12 protein-coding genes and 1 tRNA gene are annotated in these 22,174 nt (G+C 41.1%); 6 read left to right on the forward strand and 7 right to left on the reverse strand.

All coding sequences use genetic code 11. The features are described from left to right. Nucleotides 1–52: 52 nt before the first annotated feature. Both ACFQZJ_RS01565 and scpA read left to right on the forward strand, forming a co-directional pair. A complete protein-coding gene (locus ACFQZJ_RS01565; protein WP_379931808.1) occupies nt 53–1,429 on the forward strand; it encodes a methylmalonyl-CoA mutase subunit beta in 1,377 nt (458 codons plus the stop codon). Then, nucleotides 1,422–3,581: a methylmalonyl-CoA mutase gene (gene scpA / locus ACFQZJ_RS01570; protein WP_379931809.1), complete on the forward strand. Its 2,160-nt coding sequence runs from the start codon at nt 1,422–1,424 to the stop codon at nt 3,579–3,581. The genes ACFQZJ_RS01565 and scpA overlap by 8 nt, the downstream gene beginning before the upstream one ends. A 72-nt stretch (nt 3,582–3,653) precedes the next feature. Here the strand turns inward: scpA and ACFQZJ_RS01575 are convergent, their stop codons facing one another. Further along, nucleotides 3,654–4,886, reverse strand: a complete 1,233-nt coding sequence (locus ACFQZJ_RS01575; protein WP_379931810.1) for an MFS transporter — start codon at nt 4,884–4,886, stop codon at nt 3,654–3,656. Between the two features lie 171 nt (nt 4,887–5,057). Here ACFQZJ_RS01575 and ACFQZJ_RS01580 point away from each other — a divergent pair, with 171 nt between their 5' ends. Beyond that, nucleotides 5,058–5,636: a RidA family protein gene (locus ACFQZJ_RS01580; protein WP_379931811.1), complete on the forward strand. Its 579-nt coding sequence runs from the start codon at nt 5,058–5,060 to the stop codon at nt 5,634–5,636. A gap of 400 nt (nt 5,637–6,036) precedes the next feature. Here the strand turns inward: ACFQZJ_RS01580 and ACFQZJ_RS01585 are convergent, their stop codons facing one another. From ACFQZJ_RS01585 to ACFQZJ_RS01600, 4 genes are all read right to left on the reverse strand, one after another. Further along, a complete protein-coding gene (locus ACFQZJ_RS01585) occupies nt 6,037–7,884 on the reverse strand; it encodes an FAD-dependent oxidoreductase (protein WP_379931812.1) in 1,848 nt (615 codons plus the stop codon). Nucleotides 7,885–8,239: 355 nt separating this feature from the next. After that, nucleotides 8,240–9,397, reverse strand: coding sequence for an AGE family epimerase/isomerase (locus tag ACFQZJ_RS01590; RefSeq protein ID WP_379931813.1), 1,158 nt, complete (start codon nt 9,395–9,397; stop codon nt 8,240–8,242). 208 nt (nt 9,398–9,605) lie between these two features. Continuing rightward, nucleotides 9,606–10,556, reverse strand: a complete 951-nt coding sequence (locus ACFQZJ_RS01595; RefSeq protein WP_379931814.1) for a DUF4434 domain-containing protein — start codon at nt 10,554–10,556, stop codon at nt 9,606–9,608. 213 nt (nt 10,557–10,769) lie between these two features. After that, on the reverse strand, nt 10,770–12,617 hold the full coding sequence (locus tag ACFQZJ_RS01600; protein ID WP_379931815.1) for a sodium:solute symporter family protein: 1,848 nt from the start codon (nt 12,615–12,617) through the stop codon (nt 10,770–10,772). 504 nt (nt 12,618–13,121) lie between these two features. On the opposite strand from ACFQZJ_RS01600, the gene ACFQZJ_RS01605 reads away from it, so the two are divergent. After that, nucleotides 13,122–16,262, forward strand: a complete 3,141-nt coding sequence (locus ACFQZJ_RS01605) for a two-component regulator propeller domain-containing protein (RefSeq protein ID WP_379931816.1) — start codon at nt 13,122–13,124, stop codon at nt 16,260–16,262. 1,135 nt (nt 16,263–17,397) lie between these two features. Further along, complete coding sequence (locus ACFQZJ_RS01610) at nt 17,398–19,029, forward strand: carboxypeptidase-like regulatory domain-containing protein (RefSeq protein ID WP_379931817.1); 1,632 nt, start codon at nt 17,398–17,400, stop codon at nt 19,027–19,029. Nucleotides 19,030–19,081: 52 nt separating this feature from the next. Here the strand turns inward: ACFQZJ_RS01610 and ACFQZJ_RS01615 are convergent. Both ACFQZJ_RS01615 and ACFQZJ_RS01620 read right to left on the reverse strand, forming a co-directional pair. After that, nucleotides 19,082–19,153: transfer RNA gene (locus tag ACFQZJ_RS01615), tRNA-Arg, on the reverse strand. Nucleotides 19,154–19,542: 389 nt separating this feature from the next. Continuing rightward, nucleotides 19,543–20,265: a hypothetical protein gene (locus ACFQZJ_RS01620; RefSeq protein WP_379931818.1), complete on the reverse strand. Its 723-nt coding sequence runs from the start codon at nt 20,263–20,265 to the stop codon at nt 19,543–19,545. Nucleotides 20,266–20,727: 462 nt separating this feature from the next. Here ACFQZJ_RS01620 and ACFQZJ_RS01625 point away from each other — a divergent pair, with 462 nt between their 5' ends. After that, entirely contained in the window at nt 20,728–22,173 is a 1,446-nt protein-coding gene (locus ACFQZJ_RS01625; RefSeq protein ID WP_379931819.1) for an arginine decarboxylase, read from the forward strand. The last annotated feature ends 1 nt before the right edge of the window (nt 22,174 follow it).

Consider the following 22,174-nt stretch of genomic DNA (forward strand, 5'->3'; position numbering starts at 1 on the left):
CTATTGTAAAATCCGTGATAAGACCACATATTTCTCTAAGTTTGCCTAAGATATGAATCAAAAACTATTTAACGAATTTGAAGAAGTCTCCGAAAAGGCCTGGAAACAGAAAATCCAGTACGACCTTAAGGGGGCGGACTATAACGATACCTTGGTTTGGGAATCGCCAGAAGGGATTAAGGTAAAACCGTTTTACCATAAAGATTCCATATCGGATACGGTTTCGGAAATAACATTGCCTGAACATGGGTGGTCTATCGGACAGGAAATTTACGCCGGCAATGCTGCCATGGCGAATAAGAAAGCCCTTAAAGTACTGCAAAACGGAGCAGAACGGGTACGGTTTGTAATTCCTTCCGAGACGGTTGATAGTTCGGTGTTGTTAAAGAATATCGACTTAAAACGGACTTCTGTTTATTTGGAGATGCGGTTTCTTTCGGAGGCGTATATGTTGTCGGTCTTGGAGGTTGCCGAGGGTCATGAAGATGCCATTTATTTTAATATAGATATCATCGGGAATTTGGCACGAACCGGAAATTGGTACACTAGCCTAGAAAAAGACCACCGATGCTTGGATTTGATGCTGAAAACTAAAGCGCAACACATCCTAAGCGTGGATGTTTCCTTATATGAGAATGCGGGTGCCAATATGGTACAGCAATTAGGCTACGCCATGGCACATACCAATGAGTATTTAAACCACGTAGATCAAGATGGAAGCGGTCACCAGATAAAATCCATGGTTTTTAAGGTAGCCGTTGGGGGTAATTATTTCTTTGAAATAGCCAAACTAAGGGCCTTACGAGTGCTGTGGGAAAATCTAATTTCAGTTTATTCCATGAAGATAGCGTGCCACATTCTTGCTTATCCGTCTAAACGGAATAAAACACTGTACGACTATAATGTAAACATGCTGCGGACCACTACGGAATGTATGTCGGCCGTATTGGGAGGTGCAAACACAATTATCAATATGCCTTATGATGCGCTATATCATAAGTCCAACGATTTTGGGGAGCGCATTGCGATAAATCAGTTGTTGGTCTTAAAAGAAGAAAGCTATTTTGATAAGGTCGGCAATGCACCGGACGGGTCATATTATATCGAATCCCTTACGGACCAACTTGCGGAAAAGGGCTTGGAACTCTTAAAGTCCATCGAGAAAGGTGGCGGCTTTTTAAAACAGCTTAAAAATCACACCATCCAAGGAAAGATAAAAGAGTCTGCCAACAAGCAACAGGAACGTTTTACTGCACAAGAAGAAGTTTTAGTAGGAACCAACAAATTCCAGAACGAAATGGATACCATGAAAGAGAACTTGGAGCTTTATCCGTTTGTAAAAACCAAGGCCAGAAAAACATTGATCGTTCCAATTATCGAAAAGCGTTTAGCGGAATCCATAGAACAAAATAGATTGAAGGATGAGTAGAAAAAACCTTGACAATCTTAGTATAAATTCTTTGGCGGGAACTGCTAAAAAAACGAATGTTACCTCAGATGGTAGCACTGGGTATGTTACCGCGGAAAACATCGAATTAAAAAAGATCTATTCCGAGCTGGACATAGCACCTTTGGAACACTTGAATTTTGCAGCAGGAATTCCACCTTATTTGCGCGGACCTTATGCTGCCATGTATGTGAGACGGCCTTGGACCATTCGCCAATATGCCGGATTCTCCACGGCACAAGAGAGCAATGCATTTTATAGAAGAAACTTGAAAGGCGGACAAAAAGGGCTTTCCGTTGCCTTTGATTTGCCTACCCATAGGGGTTATGACAGTGATCATGAACGTGTGGTGGGCGATGTTGGTAAGGCAGGCGTTGCCATTGATTCCGTAGAGGATATGAAATTGCTCTTCGACGGAATTCCCTTGGATAAGATGTCGGTCTCCATGACCATGAACGGAGCCGTGCTGCCTATTATGGCATTTTATATCGTAGCGGCAGAAGAGCAGGGTGTAGCTAAAGAACTATTGGCCGGAACCATACAGAACGATATTTTAAAAGAATTTATGGTGCGGAACACCTATATCTATCCACCAAAACCTTCTATGCAACTGGTGGCCGATATTTTTGAATATACGAGTCGGTTCATGCCCAAGTTTAACAGCATCAGTATTTCCGGGTACCACATGCACGAAGCAGGAGCGCCTGCCCATATAGAATTGGCGTATACCTTAGCAGACGGACTAGAATACATCCGTACGGGACTAAAAGCCGGACTAAAAATAGATGATTTTGCCCCTAGACTTTCCTTCTTTTGGGGTATTGGGATGAATCATTTTATGGAAATAGCCAAAATGCGGGCAGCGCGTATGTTGTGGGCGAAATTGGTAAAACAGTTCGATCCAAAAAGTGACAAATCATTGGCCTTACGAACCCATTGCCAGACCAGCGGTTGGAGTTTAACGGAACAAGATCCGTTTAACAATGTGGCCCGTACGACCATTGAAGCAACCGCGGCAGTTTTTGGCGGTACCCAGAGTTTGCATACCAATGCCCTGGACGAGGCCATAGCCTTACCAACCGATTTTTCGGCACGTATTGCACGTGAGACACAGATATACTTGCAAGAAGAAACTAAGATAACCAAAACTGTAGATCCATGGGCGGGTAGCTATTATGTAGAAACCTTGACCCACGAACTGGCGAACAAAGCATGGGAGTTGATGAATGAGGTGGAAGAATTGGGCGGCATGACAAAAGCCATTGAAGCCGGAATCCCTAAAATGAGAATTGAAGAAGCAGCGGCCAGAAAACAGGCACGTTTGGATAGCGCACAAGATGTGCTGGTGGGAGTCAATAAGTACAGACTGGAAGAAGAGGACGAGCTACAGATTTTAGAGGTTGACAACCAAGCAGTGCGTAAGGAACAGGTAGAAAGATTGGAGGCGATAAAGCGGAATAGGGATGCCAAAAAAGTAGAAGTTTGCTTGCAAGAGCTAACACAAGCGGCCAAAAATAAAATGGGAGGTAACGGGGCTGCGGATAATTTATTAGCTTTAGCCGTAGAAGCCGCTAGAGCTAGAGCAACTTTAGGAGAAATTAGTGATGCTTTGGAAGTTGCCTTTGGGCGCCATAAAGCAGAAATAAAATCATTTACAGGAGTGTATTCCAAAGAAATAAAAAACGACAGTAGTTTTAAGAAAGCACAAGAGCTTGCCGATGTTTTTGCGGAGCAAGATGGTCGTAGGCCGCGCATTATGATCGCCAAAATGGGTCAGGATGGGCATGATCGTGGGGCTAAGGTAGTGGCTACGGGATATGCCGACCTAGGTTTTGACGTGGATATTGGGCCGTTATTTCAGACATCACAAGAAGCCGCCAAACAAGCCGTGGAGAACGATGTGCATATTCTTGGTGTTTCTTCCTTGGCGGCTGGTCATAAAACACTAGTGCCAGCAGTAATCGCCGAACTCAAAAAATACGGCCGAGAAGATATTAGGGTCATTGTTGGGGGCGTGGTTCCCAAACAGGATTATCCCTTTTTATTTGATGCCGGAGCTGTCGCGGTATTTGGCCCGGGTACCAAGGTTAGTGAAGCTGCTATTGAGATATTAGAGCTGCTTTTAGAAGGATAAAGCGCTTAAAAATAAAACTTAAAATGCCCAAACAGAAAACTGTTTGGGCATTTTTAAGATTATAAAGACTGTTTAGGCGGCAGCTATCTCCACATCGTCCTTTCTGTTTTTCATCCAGAAGTAAAGTATGGTAAATAGTACGATCAATATCCCTGGAAATAGCACCATAGTTCCTAAAGTTGCTTGTCCCGATACCAATTCCAACTCATCTCCTGTAAAGCCTTCCGCGGCGGCAGCTGCCTTATCGGAATCGATCCATCCACCGATAATCGGTTGGAAAATGGAAGAGGAAAACATCCCAATGGCACCAATAATGGACATTCCCAAAGCCCCACTTTTAGGTACTTTTGTGGCGACCAAGCCAATCATGTTCGGCCAAAAGTACGCAATCCCCAATGCGAAAATAATAGCGGCAACATAAGCCATTGCCCCGGTTTGCGTACTGAACAAGTAAATGCCAATGGTGGCTAAAATGGCAGAACCCAATAATACACCTGTTTGGTCAAAACGTTTTACCATATCCCCGCCAAAATATCGTGCCACGGCCATTAAACCTGCTGTAAGTGCTAAGACCAGAAGTGGTTCAGCTCCACTTTTAGCCAAAATTAAGCTAACCCATTGGTTAGGTCCAAATTCAGAAATTGCGGTAAGTGACATGCATAATGCTATAAAAACGAATAAAGGAGTTGCCATACCTTTTAAGTTGCCTCCAATAGTAGCCGCTTCCTGTACCTTGGCTTTTGGCCATTCCTGACCAAAAAATAGATAGGCATAGATCACGGTAGGAATCATGAGGAGCCACATTTGGCTTTGCCCCATAATGCCAAAATCTGTCATAAAACCCGATAATAAACTACCAATGGCGATACCTCCTGGGAACCACATGTGAAAACGGTTCATCATGGTACTCATCCTATTTCCTTGGTAAGCATCGGCAATCATAGGGTTACAGGCGGCCTCCGTACAGCCATTGCCCAAACCTATAAGAAGATTGGCCACTAACAAAAGCATATAGTTGCCGGAATAAATGAGTAATATAATACCAACTGCATGCGCAAAAAAGGCGAATTGCATAATGGCCTTTCCTCCTACCTTGTGGTATATTAGTCCACCGATGACCATGGAAATGGGAAAGCCTAAAAACCACATGGAGGCAATTAATCCCGCCTGACTCGCAGTTAATTCCAGTTCTGTTTTAAGTTGGTCTAATATTCCTGCCGCAATGGCAAAGGAGAACGCCGTAGTTATCAATGCAAAACAGCTGCCATAAAACAGTCTGTTGGCATTTACCTTTGAATTTTCCATATTTGAAATTGATTTTAGTGGTTTGGTTCAACTGCTAATCTAATAAAAATGAAATTATTTTACGTATTTTTTAGCTAAATCCTATCTGTAGGAGATCAACGTTAACATATTATCATATTTTTGTTATCATTAAAAGTTATAATAGACTGCAAATCAACTAAGAAAAACGGTATGTATAAATTCTCAATAGTAGTGGCACTCTTGTTGTTTGTTTCTTGTGGGGAACAACAGGAAAAGGAGATTAAAACGAACAATGAAGTGAGTTCGCTGCAAGCACCTCCAAAGGACTACGATCCGGAGGCAAAACTTCAAGAATTGGATATTGTTTTAAGGGATCAGGGCACGCCTGTAGCCAATTACGTGCATGCCGTTAGAGCAGGGAATCTACTCTTTTTGGCAGGGAAAGGACCTAAACAGGCGAATGGAGAGAATATCGTTGGGAAACTAGGTGCTGATTTAAGCATTGAGGAAGGTTATGCGGCGGCAAGGGAAGTCGCTATTAATCAATTATCCGTTTTAAAGTCGGAATTAGGAAATCTGAACAAAGTAAAAAGAATAGTAAAGGTAAAAGGAATGGTTAACGCCGTTCCGGAGTTTACCGATCATTCCAAGGTCATAAATGGATATTCCGATCTTATGGTTGCTGTTTTTGGCGATGCCGGGAAACACGCCAGAGCCGCGGTGGGTATGGGCTCCTTGCCGGGTAATATGGCGGTGGAAGTGGAAATGATCGTTGAGGTGTATGAGTGATTAAATTCAAATACCAACTCAAAACCCAAACTCAAGTTCAAGTTCAAGAGTCAAGTTCTAGTTCAAATACAAACCGTTTCGCTCTAGCTGGTTTTCAAAGGCGTCTTGGCGCGGTACGAAGCAATCTTTTGAACGTGGTGAAAAGATTTCACAGTTTACCACGCAGTATTAGCTTTTATACATTAATTTAATCTTGCGCGTTAAATAGACTTTGGTTTTGTTGCAAATACAAATTCACTGAGACTAAAACGTCTCTGCTGTTACTAAGGGTTTTACGTTTCTTGTCTCACCTAGTTTTTAATGGTAAAAATTTGATTCCCAATTATGGAATACTACCAAATGAAACCAAACCCGTTTAATGAAATACTCATTACTGCCTACCGCTACTGCTAACTGCGTACTATTTAATCCTACCGTCCCAACTTATTTCCATCTCAAACGGATTCAATAATTTATCGGTGAGAATGCTTACGGTACGCCTGTTTAGTTCGGTATTATCGTTAAAAGCTTGGTCCATTCCCCAATCCGTCCAATCTTGTTGCGTAATGGAGGTATCCGTTTTTGGTTGGATCATTTTCAAAACCGATGTTACGAAGGGCAAGGTAAGTCCCGCGCCCGAGGCTGCTGTTTTTTCCAATTGTGGGAAATAGGGGAGGAGTCCCGTTTTCCATTCGTGTTCGGAAACAATGCGATTGGGGTAGAACCAAGTTTGGTTGGCCCATTTGTACGTTATTCCGCTTGCTTTTAGTACACCGGTGCCACCCATACGTTGCATGGCCATAAAGGCGGTATCCTCTTTTTTGACATCGATAAAAGGCATGATGTAGGCATTACTTTCTAATAATGCATTTTGAACGGTTCGAATCGATATTTCGGACGGTTTTTGGTTTTTTTGGATGGATGTGGCCGCCAATGCACCTGCCGCCTGACCGATACCGAGCACCACGGGTTGAAGCCTCGTAGCACCGTTTACAATATTGGATACGCTAATATTTTTTTCGGCAACGACAAAATTTTCAACGCTTTCCGGCACCAGACTTCCTAGGGGGACATTGTAGCTGGGCACTTTTATGTTAATAAAGTCTATTTTCGGCGTATCGGGATTTTTATCATGATGATGATCAATAGGATAATCACCGACCGCAACCCCTGTTCTGTACAAGGTAAAATCATAAGGGCGTTCCAAGTGGTCTACGGTCAAGAAGGTTTTGCCTGTTACCCTTCTCGCCTCCCGGTCATAGGGAATCATGGGAAACTTGTCCTTGGTAGGAAATTCTTCCGCTACCCATAGGTGTTTAAAGCCGAGTTCGTTTTGGATGTAATAAACAAAGCCTTGTGTAAAATCCTTGGCCTCTTCCAGTTTTTCTTCGCGTTCCTGCGCCGATAGTTCTGGCCAGTTTACATAAAAGTCGTTACCGCAATTAGGCCAGTTCATCATGTACTTGTTGTTGGGCAGCTTACCGTAATTGAGCATTTGTTCACATCCGGATACTGCACCGAACATTTCGCCGTCCTCCCGTTTACAGGCGCAAGCATACGCTTCAGGGTCGTAGTTTTTAGGTTTCTTTACTAGCCCTTTTCTACCCTGATCAAGGCGAGGGTTTTTTGAAACATCCTCCAGTATTAAAACATAGGTCAGATCCTGCACAATACTGTTGGCCGTTTCCGGAGCCTCTTTTTCGCCCGTTTCGCTCTTGGCATCCATACCTAATCTAAAGTTGGCACCTACCAAGGGCAATAATTCGCCTATTTCGGTAGCATCTATGAGTATTTTGGCCTTTGTGGTGTAGGTTTTTTTGTTTTGACGGTAGGTAATTTGCCATCCTTCCCCATCTTTTTTTACATCGGTGTATACTGCGTTAAAAGCGATATCCAAATTGGGAATATTTGCCATTTCCTGAAGGATTTTGTTGCCCACCGAGGGTTCGAACAAGGTGTGACTTACCCAACCCGTGGCCAAGGCCTTGGCACCGCCGTAATGGTCGCGAAGTTTTTGCCGAAATTCTCCCCAGATACCGGAAGGCATCTCATGGTTGCCGTCAATGGCAGAAACCCCGGCCGAGGTCAACATACCGCCCAACCAAGGTGTGGCCTCGATAATTTGCACCTTTATGCCCATTCGTGCCGCTTGGATACCTGCTGAAGTACCACCGGCACCACCGCCAATAATCAGAACATCTACTTTGTTTTGGGCCGATACCATAATACCGGAAAAAAAGCAAACAATGGCGATAGTTAGTTTTTTCATAGTCATGTTAGTTTGGGGTATAATTTAGAAAAATAATGGTTAGCTTCCGCTATTACTTTGAAAGATGGAATTATTTTACCTTATAAAGTTAGGGGTTCAATTTAATTAAACGGTTATGTAATTTGAACTTTTGGGGTGGTAAGTGCTCAACCCCTTCCGTCATCTATTCTCCTATGGGAATAGATGCCACCTTCCCCTGCTAGGGGAAGGAACAATAAAACAACACGTTTCTCTCGCTCATATTTCGCTCGTAGGATGCAAGGCTAGAGGAAGGAGCAAATAGACGGTTGTATTGAAATTGACAGTCCATCCATGTTCTTGCCCCTTATACCAACACTTATCTCGAATCCAACTTCTAAACCTTCTCCAAAGTTTTCCAAACTTCCAACAAGGCTCTGGGTACATGAAAGCAGCCTTTCCATTTACCACCTTTTAGGTTGAGGTGCACTTTTCCCTCCCGGTTCAGGTAACCGAACCATTCGCCACCGTTTTCTACATCCCTAAAATGGGACCAAGTATAGTCATGTACTTTTTTAAACCATTCCGCTACTTTTGGATTTTGGTTGTAGGTGTATGTTTTTGCCAAGGCTACCAAGGTTTCCAAGTGTACCCACCAGAGTTTTTGGTCGTGTTCCAGTTGCTGCGGCGGATGACCTTTGCAGTCCATAAAATAGAGGATACCACCATATTTTTCGTCCCATCCGTGCTCCAGTTGTTGGAACAATAGTTGCTCCGCTTTGTTGATGAGTGCGTTATCATTTTTACGGATGCCCAGATTCATGATAAACCACATGGCCTCAATGGCGTGTCCTGGATTTAATAATCTGCCTTCAAAGCTATCTACAAACTTTCCGGTGTCCGATACGTTTTCAAGTATAAATCCGGTCCTCTCGTCATAAAAGGTATTCATGACCAAATCGATTACGTTGTCCGTCACCTCCGAAACCTTATCCGAACCAAGTAAAGGTTCCAATTCTAAGGAAAGGTTACATAAAATCATCGGCAGGGCAAAGTTTTGCATGGGTCGCGTACCGGGAACCGATTTGTCGTATTTTCCCTTGGGATGGTGCTGCCGCTTTAAAATATGCTTAAAAGTGGTTTTGGCAATTTCCGCATACTTTTCCTGCGGGTCTATTTCATATAATTTCCCAAAGGCCATAGCTGCAAAACAGTCCGAAAATATATTGTAAGGCTGTACCAGAGGCTGTCCTTTTTGGTTTAGGGAAAAGTACCAATCGCCGTGATCATCTCTTCCATAGTTTTCCAGAAAGTCGGCACCTAATTTGGTGATTTCCTTCCATTCCTGTTTTTGTGCTACTTGTTGGTACAAGGTAGCGAACATCCAGACTTGCCGTGCCTGTAGCCAGATGAATTTATCGGTATCATAAACATCTCCTTTTGGTGTTAAGCAAGTGAAGTAACCTCCATATTCCTTATCCAAGGAGTGATTTTCCCAAAAGGGAATCACTTCGTTTAGGAGTTCGTTTTTGTATAGTGCTGCGTAGTGTTTCAATGATTTCAAATTTTATTGTCATTCTCGCGTTTGCGATGAAATTATTTCAGTGTGTGCAGGAATTTTCTTGTTTGTTTCAAAATTTTGTCTTTTTTCTTATGGCTTGGGCTTTCAACCCCTTCGTCTCCCGACCGAAAGAAGTCGGGATCCACTTCCCCTCATCTGAGGGGAGGAGCTAAAAATATATCTTTAATTTTATACATGATAACTATTCGGTTCCCCGCCTATGGCGGGCTAGAGGGCTCTCCATATACCGGTTATATAAGTGACCGGCCTGCTTGTAGGCCGATTGCGGACTCATAAAATGGGAGAATTCAAACGTAATTGCCTTTTCGCATCCGGCGCGTTTGGCGGCATTCAGTTTTAAGAGGAGTTTTTCCCATTTTATGGGTAAAAATTTGATGGGCATATCGCGGTCAAAGGATTCCGAGTTGGTCCATGATTGTAGGCCGTGTTTATCCGCTAGTTTTTTGTTCAGTTTTAGATAACCCTCCAAATCGGTATAATCTACATGACCATCTTGAAAGGCTACGACGTCTACACTGCCCTTTATGCCCTCAAATATCTCGTCCCATTCTTCTTCGTGTTCTTTTAGGGAAATACCCGAATCCTTGGTCAGTTCGTTGTTTGACGCCATCACTGCTTTTTTACCATCGATCCAAGGGGAAATCAATACAGGCAACCCCTTGCTTACCGCTTTGCATTTGGCACCCAATTGGGCAATGGAGGTTACGGCACCTTTGGTCTTTCGGCTCAGCTCCAAACTCAAATACCAGCCGCCAAAGCTTTTGTAGTGGCCGTAGCTGTCATATACTTCCTCTATTACGTGAAGGTTTACGTCAATTTCGTGCCGCATATCACCTGTTTTCCAGTATTCCCCACTGTCGTATGTGCCAAAATAGAAAGTCATCCCGTATTTGTCCGCCAGTTCCAAATAGAGCTGTACCAAATCTACCGGAGGAGCAAAGCAATTATATTCCTTAATGAGGTAGTTGGAGGGGTAGGTCAAAAATTGTTGATAACCACAGCGAATCAAAATCACGGTATCGATACCCATGGCTTTCATGTGGGCGAAGTCCGTATCCCATTCTTCAGCTCCCCAGTTTTGATGGGGAATATCATGGCTGATCTCGTCTATAAAGGTTCCTGTTATTTGCATTTTTCATTATTCAAGGTTGTAAAGTTCAAGGTTCAGGGTTGCGTCTATTCCGTAAATTTAAGTTACTGAGGAAATAAGTTAAAAAGTTACTGTGTATTAGATGATTTTAACCTCACGAAATAATAGTGTCAAATATCAAAATTCTTTTTTAAAGGTTGGATTCCATAGTTGATTATCATTAAGAAAACCTTCAACCTAAAACAGGAACTTTTTTCACTCCCCCTTTGGGGGTTGGGGGGCTTTTTCAAGGTTGTCCCACCAATATTTTTTCAATAGTACGCTTGTTAGTATCAAAACAGCGCTCCATATCACCATTTCGGTATCTTGGCGTAACATAAAATACATGGGAATCAGCACTTGAGCCATTTGCCAGATAATACCGATGACTACGTTAAAACTGTCACGTTTGAAATCCATATTGGGAACAAAGCTTGGGTCTTCCTCCATAACTTCTTTTTTTATCGGACCCCAAAATCCCCAAGGTTTCGTCTGTTTATAGAATGTCTTTATCTGTTCCCTATTGGGTAAAGGTTCCATATACGTTCCAATGATACAGCCGAGAAAGGCAAAAGCGAAGATGATCGGGAAAACAAAGATATCTACATAATTAGGGAAAAATATGAATTTTACAGTAGAGGCGATAAGGCCAAAAAGCATTCCCCAGAAATAACCATTCCCCGAAAAGCGCCACCATACCCATTTTAGCACATTGGCGGCCACATAGCCACCGTACAAAGAGGAACTTAGCCAAAGAATCAAACTGTTCAAGGATCCTGCATTAAATCCAAAGGCAATACCCACCATGACCAAGGCAAGTGAGGAGAGGATGCTTAGTTGTACCAGTTTTTTGTCCGGCGCACCGGGATTGATGTATTTTTTATAAATGTCATTTACAATATAAGCAGGGGCCGAATTCACAAAAGCTGCAAAAGTCCCCATAAACGCTGCCAAGAAACCTGCAAGCATTAGTCCTTTTAAACCTACAGGCAAAAATTTATTGATGGCCATAGGCAGTACCTGTTCAAAATCTATAGAATCTCCCATAGCCATAAGCTCCGGACCTAAAAAGACCAAGGCCAATACGGCAAAACCGATGATCATAAAATAACGCGGAATATACAGGACGCACACGGTCAGAAAACTCATTTTTGCTGCTTCGGCCGGGGTTTTGGTGGCCAAAATACGTTGCATGTCATAACTGGGAACCGGCCCTGCAACGGAGGCAAAAACCCCTTTAAGCACCATTAAAATGAACAGTATTCCAAAAAGGTCAAAACCGTCCGAGGCGATTTTATTGTTTACCTGCGGAAAGGCGGAGTTGCTCCAGTCCAAATCCAAGTTCCATCCAAACCAGAGCTTGTCCCAAGTGTCTGGCACAACGGCGGCAATCTGTTCCGCGGTGACCATATTGTAGGCAACGATTCCCACCCCAATACAGGCAATGGTCATGATCACGAATTGCATTACTTCGGTAGCGACAACGCTGTGCATTCCACCCTTTACGGTGTATAACGATGTGAGTCCGCAAATGATAAGGGCATAACTTCTGGCCGAGGAAACTTCATAGCCCAAGAAATCAAAGGCCATATCCCAAGGCAGTATAGATGTGCAATATTTCCCTATACCCTCAAAAAAGTAAGCGATAAAACCAAGAACACTGATCACGGCAAAAATAACGATGATGATGTGGGAGAGTTTTGCGCCACGGCCATCCCCAAAACGAAAGGTAATCCACTCCGCGCCCGTCATAACGTTGGATCTGCGCATCCAAATAGCCAGGTACACAAAAACAAAAACTTGGTTCCATACGGGCCACAGCCATGGTAGCCACGCGCTTTTTAATCCGTAGACAAAAAGGATGCCCACGGACCACATGGTGCCCGAAATATCGAACATCCCGGAGGCATTGCTAAGGCCAAGGTAGTACCAAGGCAGTTCGTTACCGCCTAAAAAATAGGATTCCAGATTTTTGGAGGATTTTTTGGACAGGTAAAAACCTAGTGCCAAAACACCCACAACGTAGGCGATTACGATTCCGATATCCCATGGGGAAAGGGTCATTTAGTAAATTTAGGTTGGTTTAGTGCGTGTAAGATAGGAAATGTTAGGATTCAGTGTTCACATTTTTATAAAACGATTTCATTTGGATAATTTTAAAATTGGGTTTTGTGTTGCCCATACAATAGATCAAGGTTTGGTTTAGGTCATGGAAAACCCGATGTTCGGCTTAAAATGTACTTTTACCAAACCTTAGCAAATATTAGGGCGGAAACGTAAGAGAAACTTAGATGTGTTGATAATTGTTACCTTTAGCTGTTTTAGTGAGATAGAAGGAGTTGCACTATCATTATAGCTTCATGGCAAAACAAAGCCCAGTGGCTTTTTAGTTCCTGTTTTTTGTCTTAAATTTCTAATTTTATTTTAGGTGTTTTTTAGCATTAGGGTTGCTCTATGATCATAAATCGTGCTGCATTAGTATGCTTGTTTATTTTATTTTTTGGTAACAACCTGTGCACCAGCGCTCAAGGTGAACCTGATATTGATTTTCATCATATTACAAATGGCATGCCCCAAAACTCGGCTACTGTTTTGTTCGAAGACAGTTATGGGTTTATATGGGTAGGAACGCCAAACGGTCTAAATAAATATAATGGTACGAATTTCGAATTATTTGAAAATTCGTCGAACATATACACCAATCGTTACATCACTTCCCTTTACGAGTCTCAATCGAATTTGTACATTGGGACCAACCAAGGATTAAGTTTATACGATCGCGACCTTAATCTTATCCAACCATTTGATTTTAAACCCGAAGGGGCAAAACTCAACACTAGAAATATCAGGGCCATAGCCAAAGTAGATAGCCTTCTTTGGCTGGGCACCTTCTCCAATGGGCTATATAAATATAATACAAATACTGGGGAGACCAATCAATTTTTGGTTTCGGAAAAATTGGTTATCGATAACAAGACAGATAACCTTATCATAAAAATTGTGCCTTTATCCGGTAAACGTTTGCTTGTTATTGCAAGTTCTAAAATTTTTATTTTGGATTATGACTTACAAATTTTGAAAACCATTTCGTCCGATGAATTTTTAAATGTAGCCGTTAACGTGGACGCCCAAAATTTTTTAATTGGAACGGGTCAAGGTTCATTAATAAAGCTAACTGTTCATCCTGATGGTAGCTTGGAAACTAAGCATAAAAAAATTGCGCCTAACTATCCTGTTTTGTCACTGGCAAGGGATAGGGACGAAGCTATTTGGATAGGTACGGAAAATAATGGGTTATATCGTTATAACGAATCTACTGAGACTTTAGATCATTTTAAAACGGATATAGCTTCTCCCAATTCTATTCCAAACAACTCTATTTGGGCCTTATTGAATACCAAGAACAATGTAATGTGGCTGGCACCTTACAAAAAGGGCCTTAGTTTTTATGACCCGGAATATTATAAGTTTAAAAAAATCACGCAGAAACCGTGGATAGATAACACGATAAACAATGGAATAATCAACTGTTTTAACGAGGATAATAAGGGTAACTTATGGATTGGAACAGACGGTGGGGGTCTTAATTATTGGGATAGAAGTACGGATACGTTTACATATTTTTCCTTAAATGAGTCCAATTTTCCGAGTAACGTAATACTTACGTTGCTAAAAGTAGATGTTGATGAGCTATGGGTAGGTACTTGGGCAAACGGAATGGTGGTATTCAATACTAAAAACAAAACCTATGAGACATGGGATACTACAAATTCGTTCTTGTTGTCCAACAACATATCCGATTTGATGCGAGATCATAAAGGGCGTATTTGGATCGTGAATTTGTTTGGCGGTCTTCAGGTATACGACCCCAAGACCGGGCATTATGAAAAGATAACACTTATATCAGATGTAGATAATGCGGAAATAAATACGGTATACAAGGTTGCAGAAGATGCCCAGGGGAACATTTGGATAGGTACACAGACATCCGGTATCCTAAAATTGACCGAAAGCGAAAAGGGCTGGTCCACTACCCATTACCATAGCATCTCGGCATCTCGCAAATTAAGCAATGATTTTGTGAATGTGATCTTACAAGATGCCGAAAGCAATGTTTGGGCCGGAACCAATGCAGGCTTGGACAAATATGACCTTGAAAACGACACCTTCGTTTCCCGGTTTGTGGAAACGGAAAAGGCCACGGCCGTAAAAGCCATAATCGAAGGCACGCAAGACGCACTTTGGTTAAGTAGTGATAACGGTATATACAAATACATTAAACAAAACGATAGTATTGTACACTACGTTGAAAATGATGGCTTACAAGCCAATGAGTTTAATGCTAGCTCCTCTTTTAAAACCGCAACTGGCGAATTTGTCTTTGGAGGTATAAACGGTTTTAACCTATTTGACCCGGATAACATAAAAAAGCGGACAGATGTTCCCGAATTGGTTATTTCTGGATTAAACATTTTTAATGAACCCGTATTGGCCAATGATGATTTTGATGTTTTGGACAAAGATATAAGTAGGCTAGATTCCATTCAGTTCAACTACGATCACTCCGTGATAAACTTTAACTTTAATGCGCTGACTTTTAGACATTCAAAGGCCGTTAACTATGCTTATTTTTTAGAAGGCTTTGAAACGGATTGGAACTATGTGGGTACGAATGCAAACGCTACTTACACCAATTTGAATCCCGGCTCTTACACCTTTCGAGTAAAATCCACCAATTCCGATGGAATTTGGGTGCCCAATGAAAAGCAACTTTTTATTGTTGTTCAGCCCCCATATTGGCAAACAACTTGGTTCCGGTTACTAGTTCTTACGTTGATAATCCTAAGTATTTCCCTGGCCTATCATATAAAAATGCGAAGTATTCAAAAAAGACAGCAAGAATTAGAAACGCTTATAGAGGAACGAACCAAGGAGTTGCAGTATCAAAAGGACAAACTTGCCGAGGTAGCGGACGAACTTTCCGTTAAAAACGAAGAAATACAACGTTTTACATTTGCGGTCACGCACGACCTAAAAGGGCCTCTAAATAATATTAAAAGTATAGCCACCCTTATTCCCAATGAAGTAGCGGGTGCTAGTTCTAGCAATTTAAAAAAATACCTAGGACTAATAGATGTGTGTTATGATATCATGAACAAGCTTATAACCGATATTTCCCTAATTGCCAAACTTGGTAAAATCGAAAATAATTATGAAGTTTTGGATGCCAATGAGATCATAGCTTTGGCACAAAAGATGAACAGTGAAAATTTGGAGATGGGTCAAGTAACGCTTCAGGTAGATGATTCCTTGCCTAAAATTTATGGGGATAGAAACAGGATGATCCAGGTATTTGGTAATTTTCTGGATAATGCCGTTAAATACATGGGAAATCAACCGCAACCGCATATACGCGTACATTCCCATAGCCATGGAGAGTATGTAACGTTTCTAGTAGAGGATAATGGTTCTGGGATGAATACAGACGCGTTAAAAAGACTTTTTACCCCGTTTGAGCGATTTCATTCTAGTGTTAAGGGAACTGGTTTGGGGCTGTATATGGTTCGTCAAATCGCTGTTGCGCATGGCGGACAGATAACCGCTACATCCCAAGGAGAAGGAAAGGGTACTACATTTAGGCTGGTATTGCCCAAGGTACATATCGCTAAGGAACGAGTTTCTAAAAACGAAGGATTTAGGGAAATATAAAGTCATAAAAACGGGGATACGTTGATGAAACGTATCCCCGTTTTTGGTTTTGTAACCTTACCGGAATTAAAGGTAAGGTTCAGGTCTAGACCATCGTATTCGTTTTCTCTCTTGTTCGTTGGAAAAGAGAATGAACTTATACGATGTTTTAGGACTGTGATTGATGAAGGTATTCATGATTGTTGTTTTTTGATGGTTGAATTGACTGCTGATTGATGTGACGTTTAAATCGTGATTAGCGATTAAAGTTTCTGTACCCCGCCCATTGCGCTCTTTTACTCTTACTAAAGGAAGAGAAATACTGTCCTGTTCTGGATTCTGTTGCTGTTTTTGAGATCGATGCTTTCATGATTGTTGTTTTTTGATGATTGAATTGATTGATGTGACGTTTAAATCGTGATTAGCGATTAAAGTTTCTGTACCCTGCCCATTGCGCTCTTTTACTCTTACTAAGGGAAGAGAAATACTGTCCTGTTCTGGATTCCGTTGCTGTTTTTGAGATCGATGCTTTCATGATGTTTGTTTTTTGATGATTAAATTGATAAATGATGTTTTGTTGATACAAAGATGTATTGATTTACGGTAGTTTAGAACTTACTTTTTCCAAGTTGTTACTTTTGAGCTCCAAACTGTTGTTATTCGGTGCCAGAGCAATTCATACCCATTAAATTCTCTATATCCTAAAGATGGTACTCTTTTACTTTTGCTGAAAAATGAAAAGTAAGGTCCTGTCATAGATTCTGTTGCTATTACTGAGATTGATGTTTTCATAATTTCTTAGATATAATAGGGTATTATTAGTTGTTTCTAAACGACCTACACTGAGTAGACGAAGGGAGAAGTATTTTGTTACAGTACTATGCATAAAAAGGTACTATATTTAGAATTTTTTAACATTTGACCTTACCGTAGTTTTTTTTGGTAGTACAAATAGAGGTGGATCGAGATGGGCGGTAATAACGTTCAACACGGGCCTGGGCTTTCATTTTTCTACGATCGTTATTGAGTTTTAGTGTGTAATACGTACATAATAGCGAAAGTGCTGAGGTTCGCTTCATAGGGCTACAAGAGTAGTGGAGCCATAACGTTTAGTCAAAATATATTTTTAACTTCCTTGAATAAATAAAGGTCCATAATGAAAAATACTATGACACTAAAAAGTTGTCTTGTTTTGTTTTTTCTGATGATAAATTCAGTTTGGTCCCAACAGCAATTTATAACAGGAAAAGTAGTGGATGCAAAAACGGCAGAACCAATTGTCTTTGCCACGATACGCGTAAAGGGTAGGGCTTTGGGCATCATTACAAATGAGGACGGTAGCTTTAGAATTCCCTTGAAGTATAAAGAGTATGGCGATGTTATTGAAGTATCTTCCATGGGGTATCAAAACATAGAACTGGCCATTGAAAGTCTCCTCACCAAGGATTTGAACATAGTTAGATTGGAACCTGGTGTACTAGAATTGGAGGAATCCGTTGTTGTTGGTAAACGAAAGCGCAGAAGGGTTTTAACGGCTAGACAAATAGTTAAGAGAGCTATTGCAGCAATACCGGATAATTACCCGACTACGCCTTTTTCTGTGCTTGGGTATTATCGAGATTACCAGAAGAAAGAGGATGAGTATATCAATCTCAATGAAGCAATATTGGAAGTATTTGATTCTGGATTTAATGAATTCGACTATGAAACAACCAAGACGAGCTTATATGACTATAAGAAGAACACGGATTTCTTGCGGGACACCTTAGCTGACAAGCCTTACAGCTATGGCGACGTTAGCAAGATTATGAACAATGCCTATTTACCAAGCTATGGAGGAAACGAGTTCGTTATCTTACGCATTCATGATGCCATTCGTAACTACAGAACTAATTCTTTCGATTTCGTCAATAACATGAGTAAAGGGGAAATCCTGCGAAACCATTCCTTTGAAAAAAAGGCGGATACCTATAGTAACAAAGAGTACCTATACACTATAAATATCACAAAAAAGGCACCTGGATTTAGTGTAATTGGGCGTATTTATATTTCTAAAAACGACTACGCCATTCACAAACTGGAATATGCCATTTATGATGAGCGCGAGAAGAATAATGATCCTTGGTTGCAACAAAGGCGCATATACGGGAAACTATTATTTGAGGTTATGGTGGCCTATGCTAGAGGTGAAAAAGATAAAATGTATCTGAATTATATTTCATTTCATAATACGTTTAAGGTAGCTAAACCCTCCAAATTTCTATTGGAGGAATTAGCAATAGTACCTTATGAAGGTGCTTTTGTTCTTAGATTTAACAACCCGCTAGCTTACATAAAGCCTACCCTGAGGGAGATTGAACGCAAAGTGGATAACAGAAAATGGTACGACTTTAACCTAAACGGAAAAAAACTAAAATTCGATAAAATCTTGGTGATGGATAATAAAACAGTTTACCTATATCCAAGAATGGATGCCATACAGCTGAGAAATATGATGAATACCTTATCAAAAATGCAACAGGAGAAACAGGATATTGGCCAGATATTGAGATTTACGGTAAGTGGCCTTCAAGATTTAGAAGGGAATTCTTTAAATACCATGGAGTATACCGACTACAACCAATTTCGAGAATTCTTTGTGCAAGAAGTAAAACTGGATCCGTATAACTTAGAGGACAAATTGTTTATGGATAATACAAAACCCATATTTCAAGACCAACCTTTAAGGAAACCAGCTAATTTTGCCGATTATTGGATGAACACGCCTTTACAGAAGAATCTGAATTGAACTAAACAAGGCATTGTCCAGTTTTGGGGTGTCTTATTTTTCGCAAAAAAAGTAGCCTCGGCAAGAATCGAACTTGCATCTAAAGTTTAGGAAACTTCTATTCTATCCATTGAACTACGAGGCCTTTTACTAAAATCACTATGTCAAACCAACATGCCGGCAACCCCGAGGCTTCGGGGGAACTTGCATCTAAAGTTTAGGAAACTTCTATTCTATCCATTGAACTACGAGGCCTTTTACTAAAATCACTATGTCAAACCAATATGCCGGCAACCCCGACGTTTCGGGGGAACTTGCATCTAAAGTTTAGGAAACTTCTATTCTATCCATTGAACTACGAGGCCTTTTACTAAAATCACTATGTCAAACCAACATGCCGGCAACCCCGACGTTTCGGGGGAACTTGCATCTAAAGTTTAGGAAATTTCTATTCTATCCATTGAACTACGAGGCCAAAATAAGAATGCAAAAATAAAATTATTTAGTTAGCTGCCCTAAAAAAATGTGGAAAGACTATTCGGAGGTAGGTCTTCTGCTCCAAATCTCGTACATAGGTTCGCCCTTGCTACTTTTTCCCGTATGGTGCCAGTCGTTTCCCTTTACTTCGTAATTGAACTCCAAAGACGCACCTACCCTAGAATTGTTCCTGGAAAAATACTCGATCTGTTCCACGTATACGCCGTTTACGGCACTGTAGTTGCCACCGCCGGTGCCGCTAAATTTCATATCGTTGGTGTCGTAGGCCACCCATTGGAAACGGCCATCTTGCAGGTATTTCAGCGTTTTTCGGGTATTGGCCTCGCCACGGCGTTCTTGTCCCTTGTCGGGGCCTCGGGTTGCGAACAACCATTGTCCGTCCAGATCCTGGGCTGTCTTTTTTATGGGAGTCAATTGTAGTTTTGCAAACCAGTCCAAGTGCAGTGTTTCGTCTTTCATGCTAACTGGGATACTTAATTGGCGTACGGAATCCTGCTCGTATTGTGAGTTGAATTCCAGAAGCACAACGAGCTTTTCCCCGCCAAGGGTATTTTCCACCTGGGCAAAGCCACCTAGGGTTCTAATGAACTCGGCCGGGTTACTTTCATATTCGGAATAGATGAAATAACCATCATTAATTTTTATCTCGTGGCGTACGTTGTCAACATCGGCTGTATAAACTCCGGAGGGTATTTGTGCCATTGCGGCCTGTACTCCGAAAAAAAAGAGTGTACAAACAAGGGATTTAAGCATTTTCATAGGATATAATCGATTAAAATAAAGCTAAATATACCAAATCAATCCATTAAAAATCAAGCTATTGTATTATAAATAATCCGTATATAGTTAATTTTTAATATTTTTTTTCAAAAGTCTTGTTTTTCCAATTTTTTGTATTTCATTTGTCGTATCAAATCGGAACATAACGATTTGCTTTTTTTGGCATTAGCTGAACATCATGAACCGTGTTTCTATGTTCGGGCTAAGGGGAATTAAGAAGTCAAACCCTTTAGCGGCCCATCAGATGGGCAACCGAATTTTAAAGCTAACTTCTGATTACAACACCACTATTGTGCAAAGTCAGCACGATTACTTCTTTATTCCTACTACCGAGGAAAAATTTTTGATTTGAAAATCGCATTTGTACTAGTATTTTAATGCATCGCGTTAGAACGCATGCCCATTTTTGTCGATTTTCAAATTTCAAAAGTTACTTAAAAAATGAATACCAAATACATTGATCTCATCGATCAAACCTATCATTTCCCTCAAGAAGAATTTACCTTGGAAGGTGAGCACCTTCGTTTTCACGGCATAGATTTAAACCAGTTGATAGCCCAGTACGGGAGTCCGTTAAAGTTTACGTATTTGCCCAAAATTTCCGATAACATCCAACGGGCAAAAAACTGGTTCGCCAATGCTATCGAAAAAAATCAATACAAAGGTAAGTACCATTATTGCTATTGTACCAAAAGTTCACATTTTCAGCATGTATTGCACGAGGCCTTGAAGAACGATATTCACATAGAGACCTCCTCTGCATTTGACATCAATATCGTAGAGCAATTAAAGGCAGATGGGAAGCTAACAAATGACACCTATGTCATTTGCAATGGTTTTAAGCGTGACCAGTATGTTGAAAATATTGGGAGGCTCATCAACAGTGGACACCGGAATTGTATTCCGATCATAGATAACTATGAGGAGATAGATTTGTTGTCGGATGTTATAGAGGACACTTTTAAAGTAGGGATCCGTATTGCCTCGGAAGAGGAGCCAAAGTTTGAGTTCTATACTTCTAGATTGGGAATAGGATATAAAAACATTGTTCCTTTTTATGAAAACCAGATAAAGGACAACGATAAGGTAGAACTTAAAATGTTGCACTTTTTCATAAATACCGGTATACGGGACAATGCGTATTACTGGAACGAGATGGTAAAATGCCTTAAGGTGTATGTGAGATTGAAAAAGATATGCCCGTCTTTGGACAGTCTTAATATCGGTGGTGGCTTTCCCATTAAAAACAGTTTGGCATTCGAGTACGATTATCAGTATATGATCGATGAGATCTTAAACCAAATCACCATTACCTGTGCAGAGGCAGATGTGCCGGTGCCCCATATTTTTACCGAGTTCGGGAGCTTTACGGTAGGTGAGAGTGGCGGAGCTATTTATGAGATATTGTATCAAAAACAACAAAACGATAGGGAAAAATGGAATATGATCGATTCTTCCTTCATTACCACCCTGCCCGATACTTGGGCCATAAACAAACGTTTTATTATGCTGCCCATTAATAGATGGAAAGATGAATACGAGCGCGTGCTGTTAGGCGGACTTACCTGCGATAGTGATGACTATTACAATAGTGAGCAGAACATGAACGCTATTTATCTCCCTAAATACAAGCGCGATAAACCGTTATATATCGGGTTCTTTAACACTGGGGCATATCAAGAGACCATTGGCGGTTACGGAGGTTTGCAGCATTGCCTAATTCCACAGCCAAAGCATATTCTAATAGATAAGGATGCCGATGGAAATATGGTGACCAGCCTATTTAATCCACAACAAAAAGCCGAGGATTTACTAAACATATTAGGTTACGGTACTTCCGGGAAAACAGTAGAAGAACTGGAAGAGGTAAAACAAGAAGCGCTTTAAA

Origin of the sequence: Maribacter chungangensis (assembly GCF_042676845.1) — a bacterium.
Taxonomy (GTDB): domain Bacteria; phylum Bacteroidota; class Bacteroidia; order Flavobacteriales; family Flavobacteriaceae; genus Maribacter; species Maribacter chungangensis.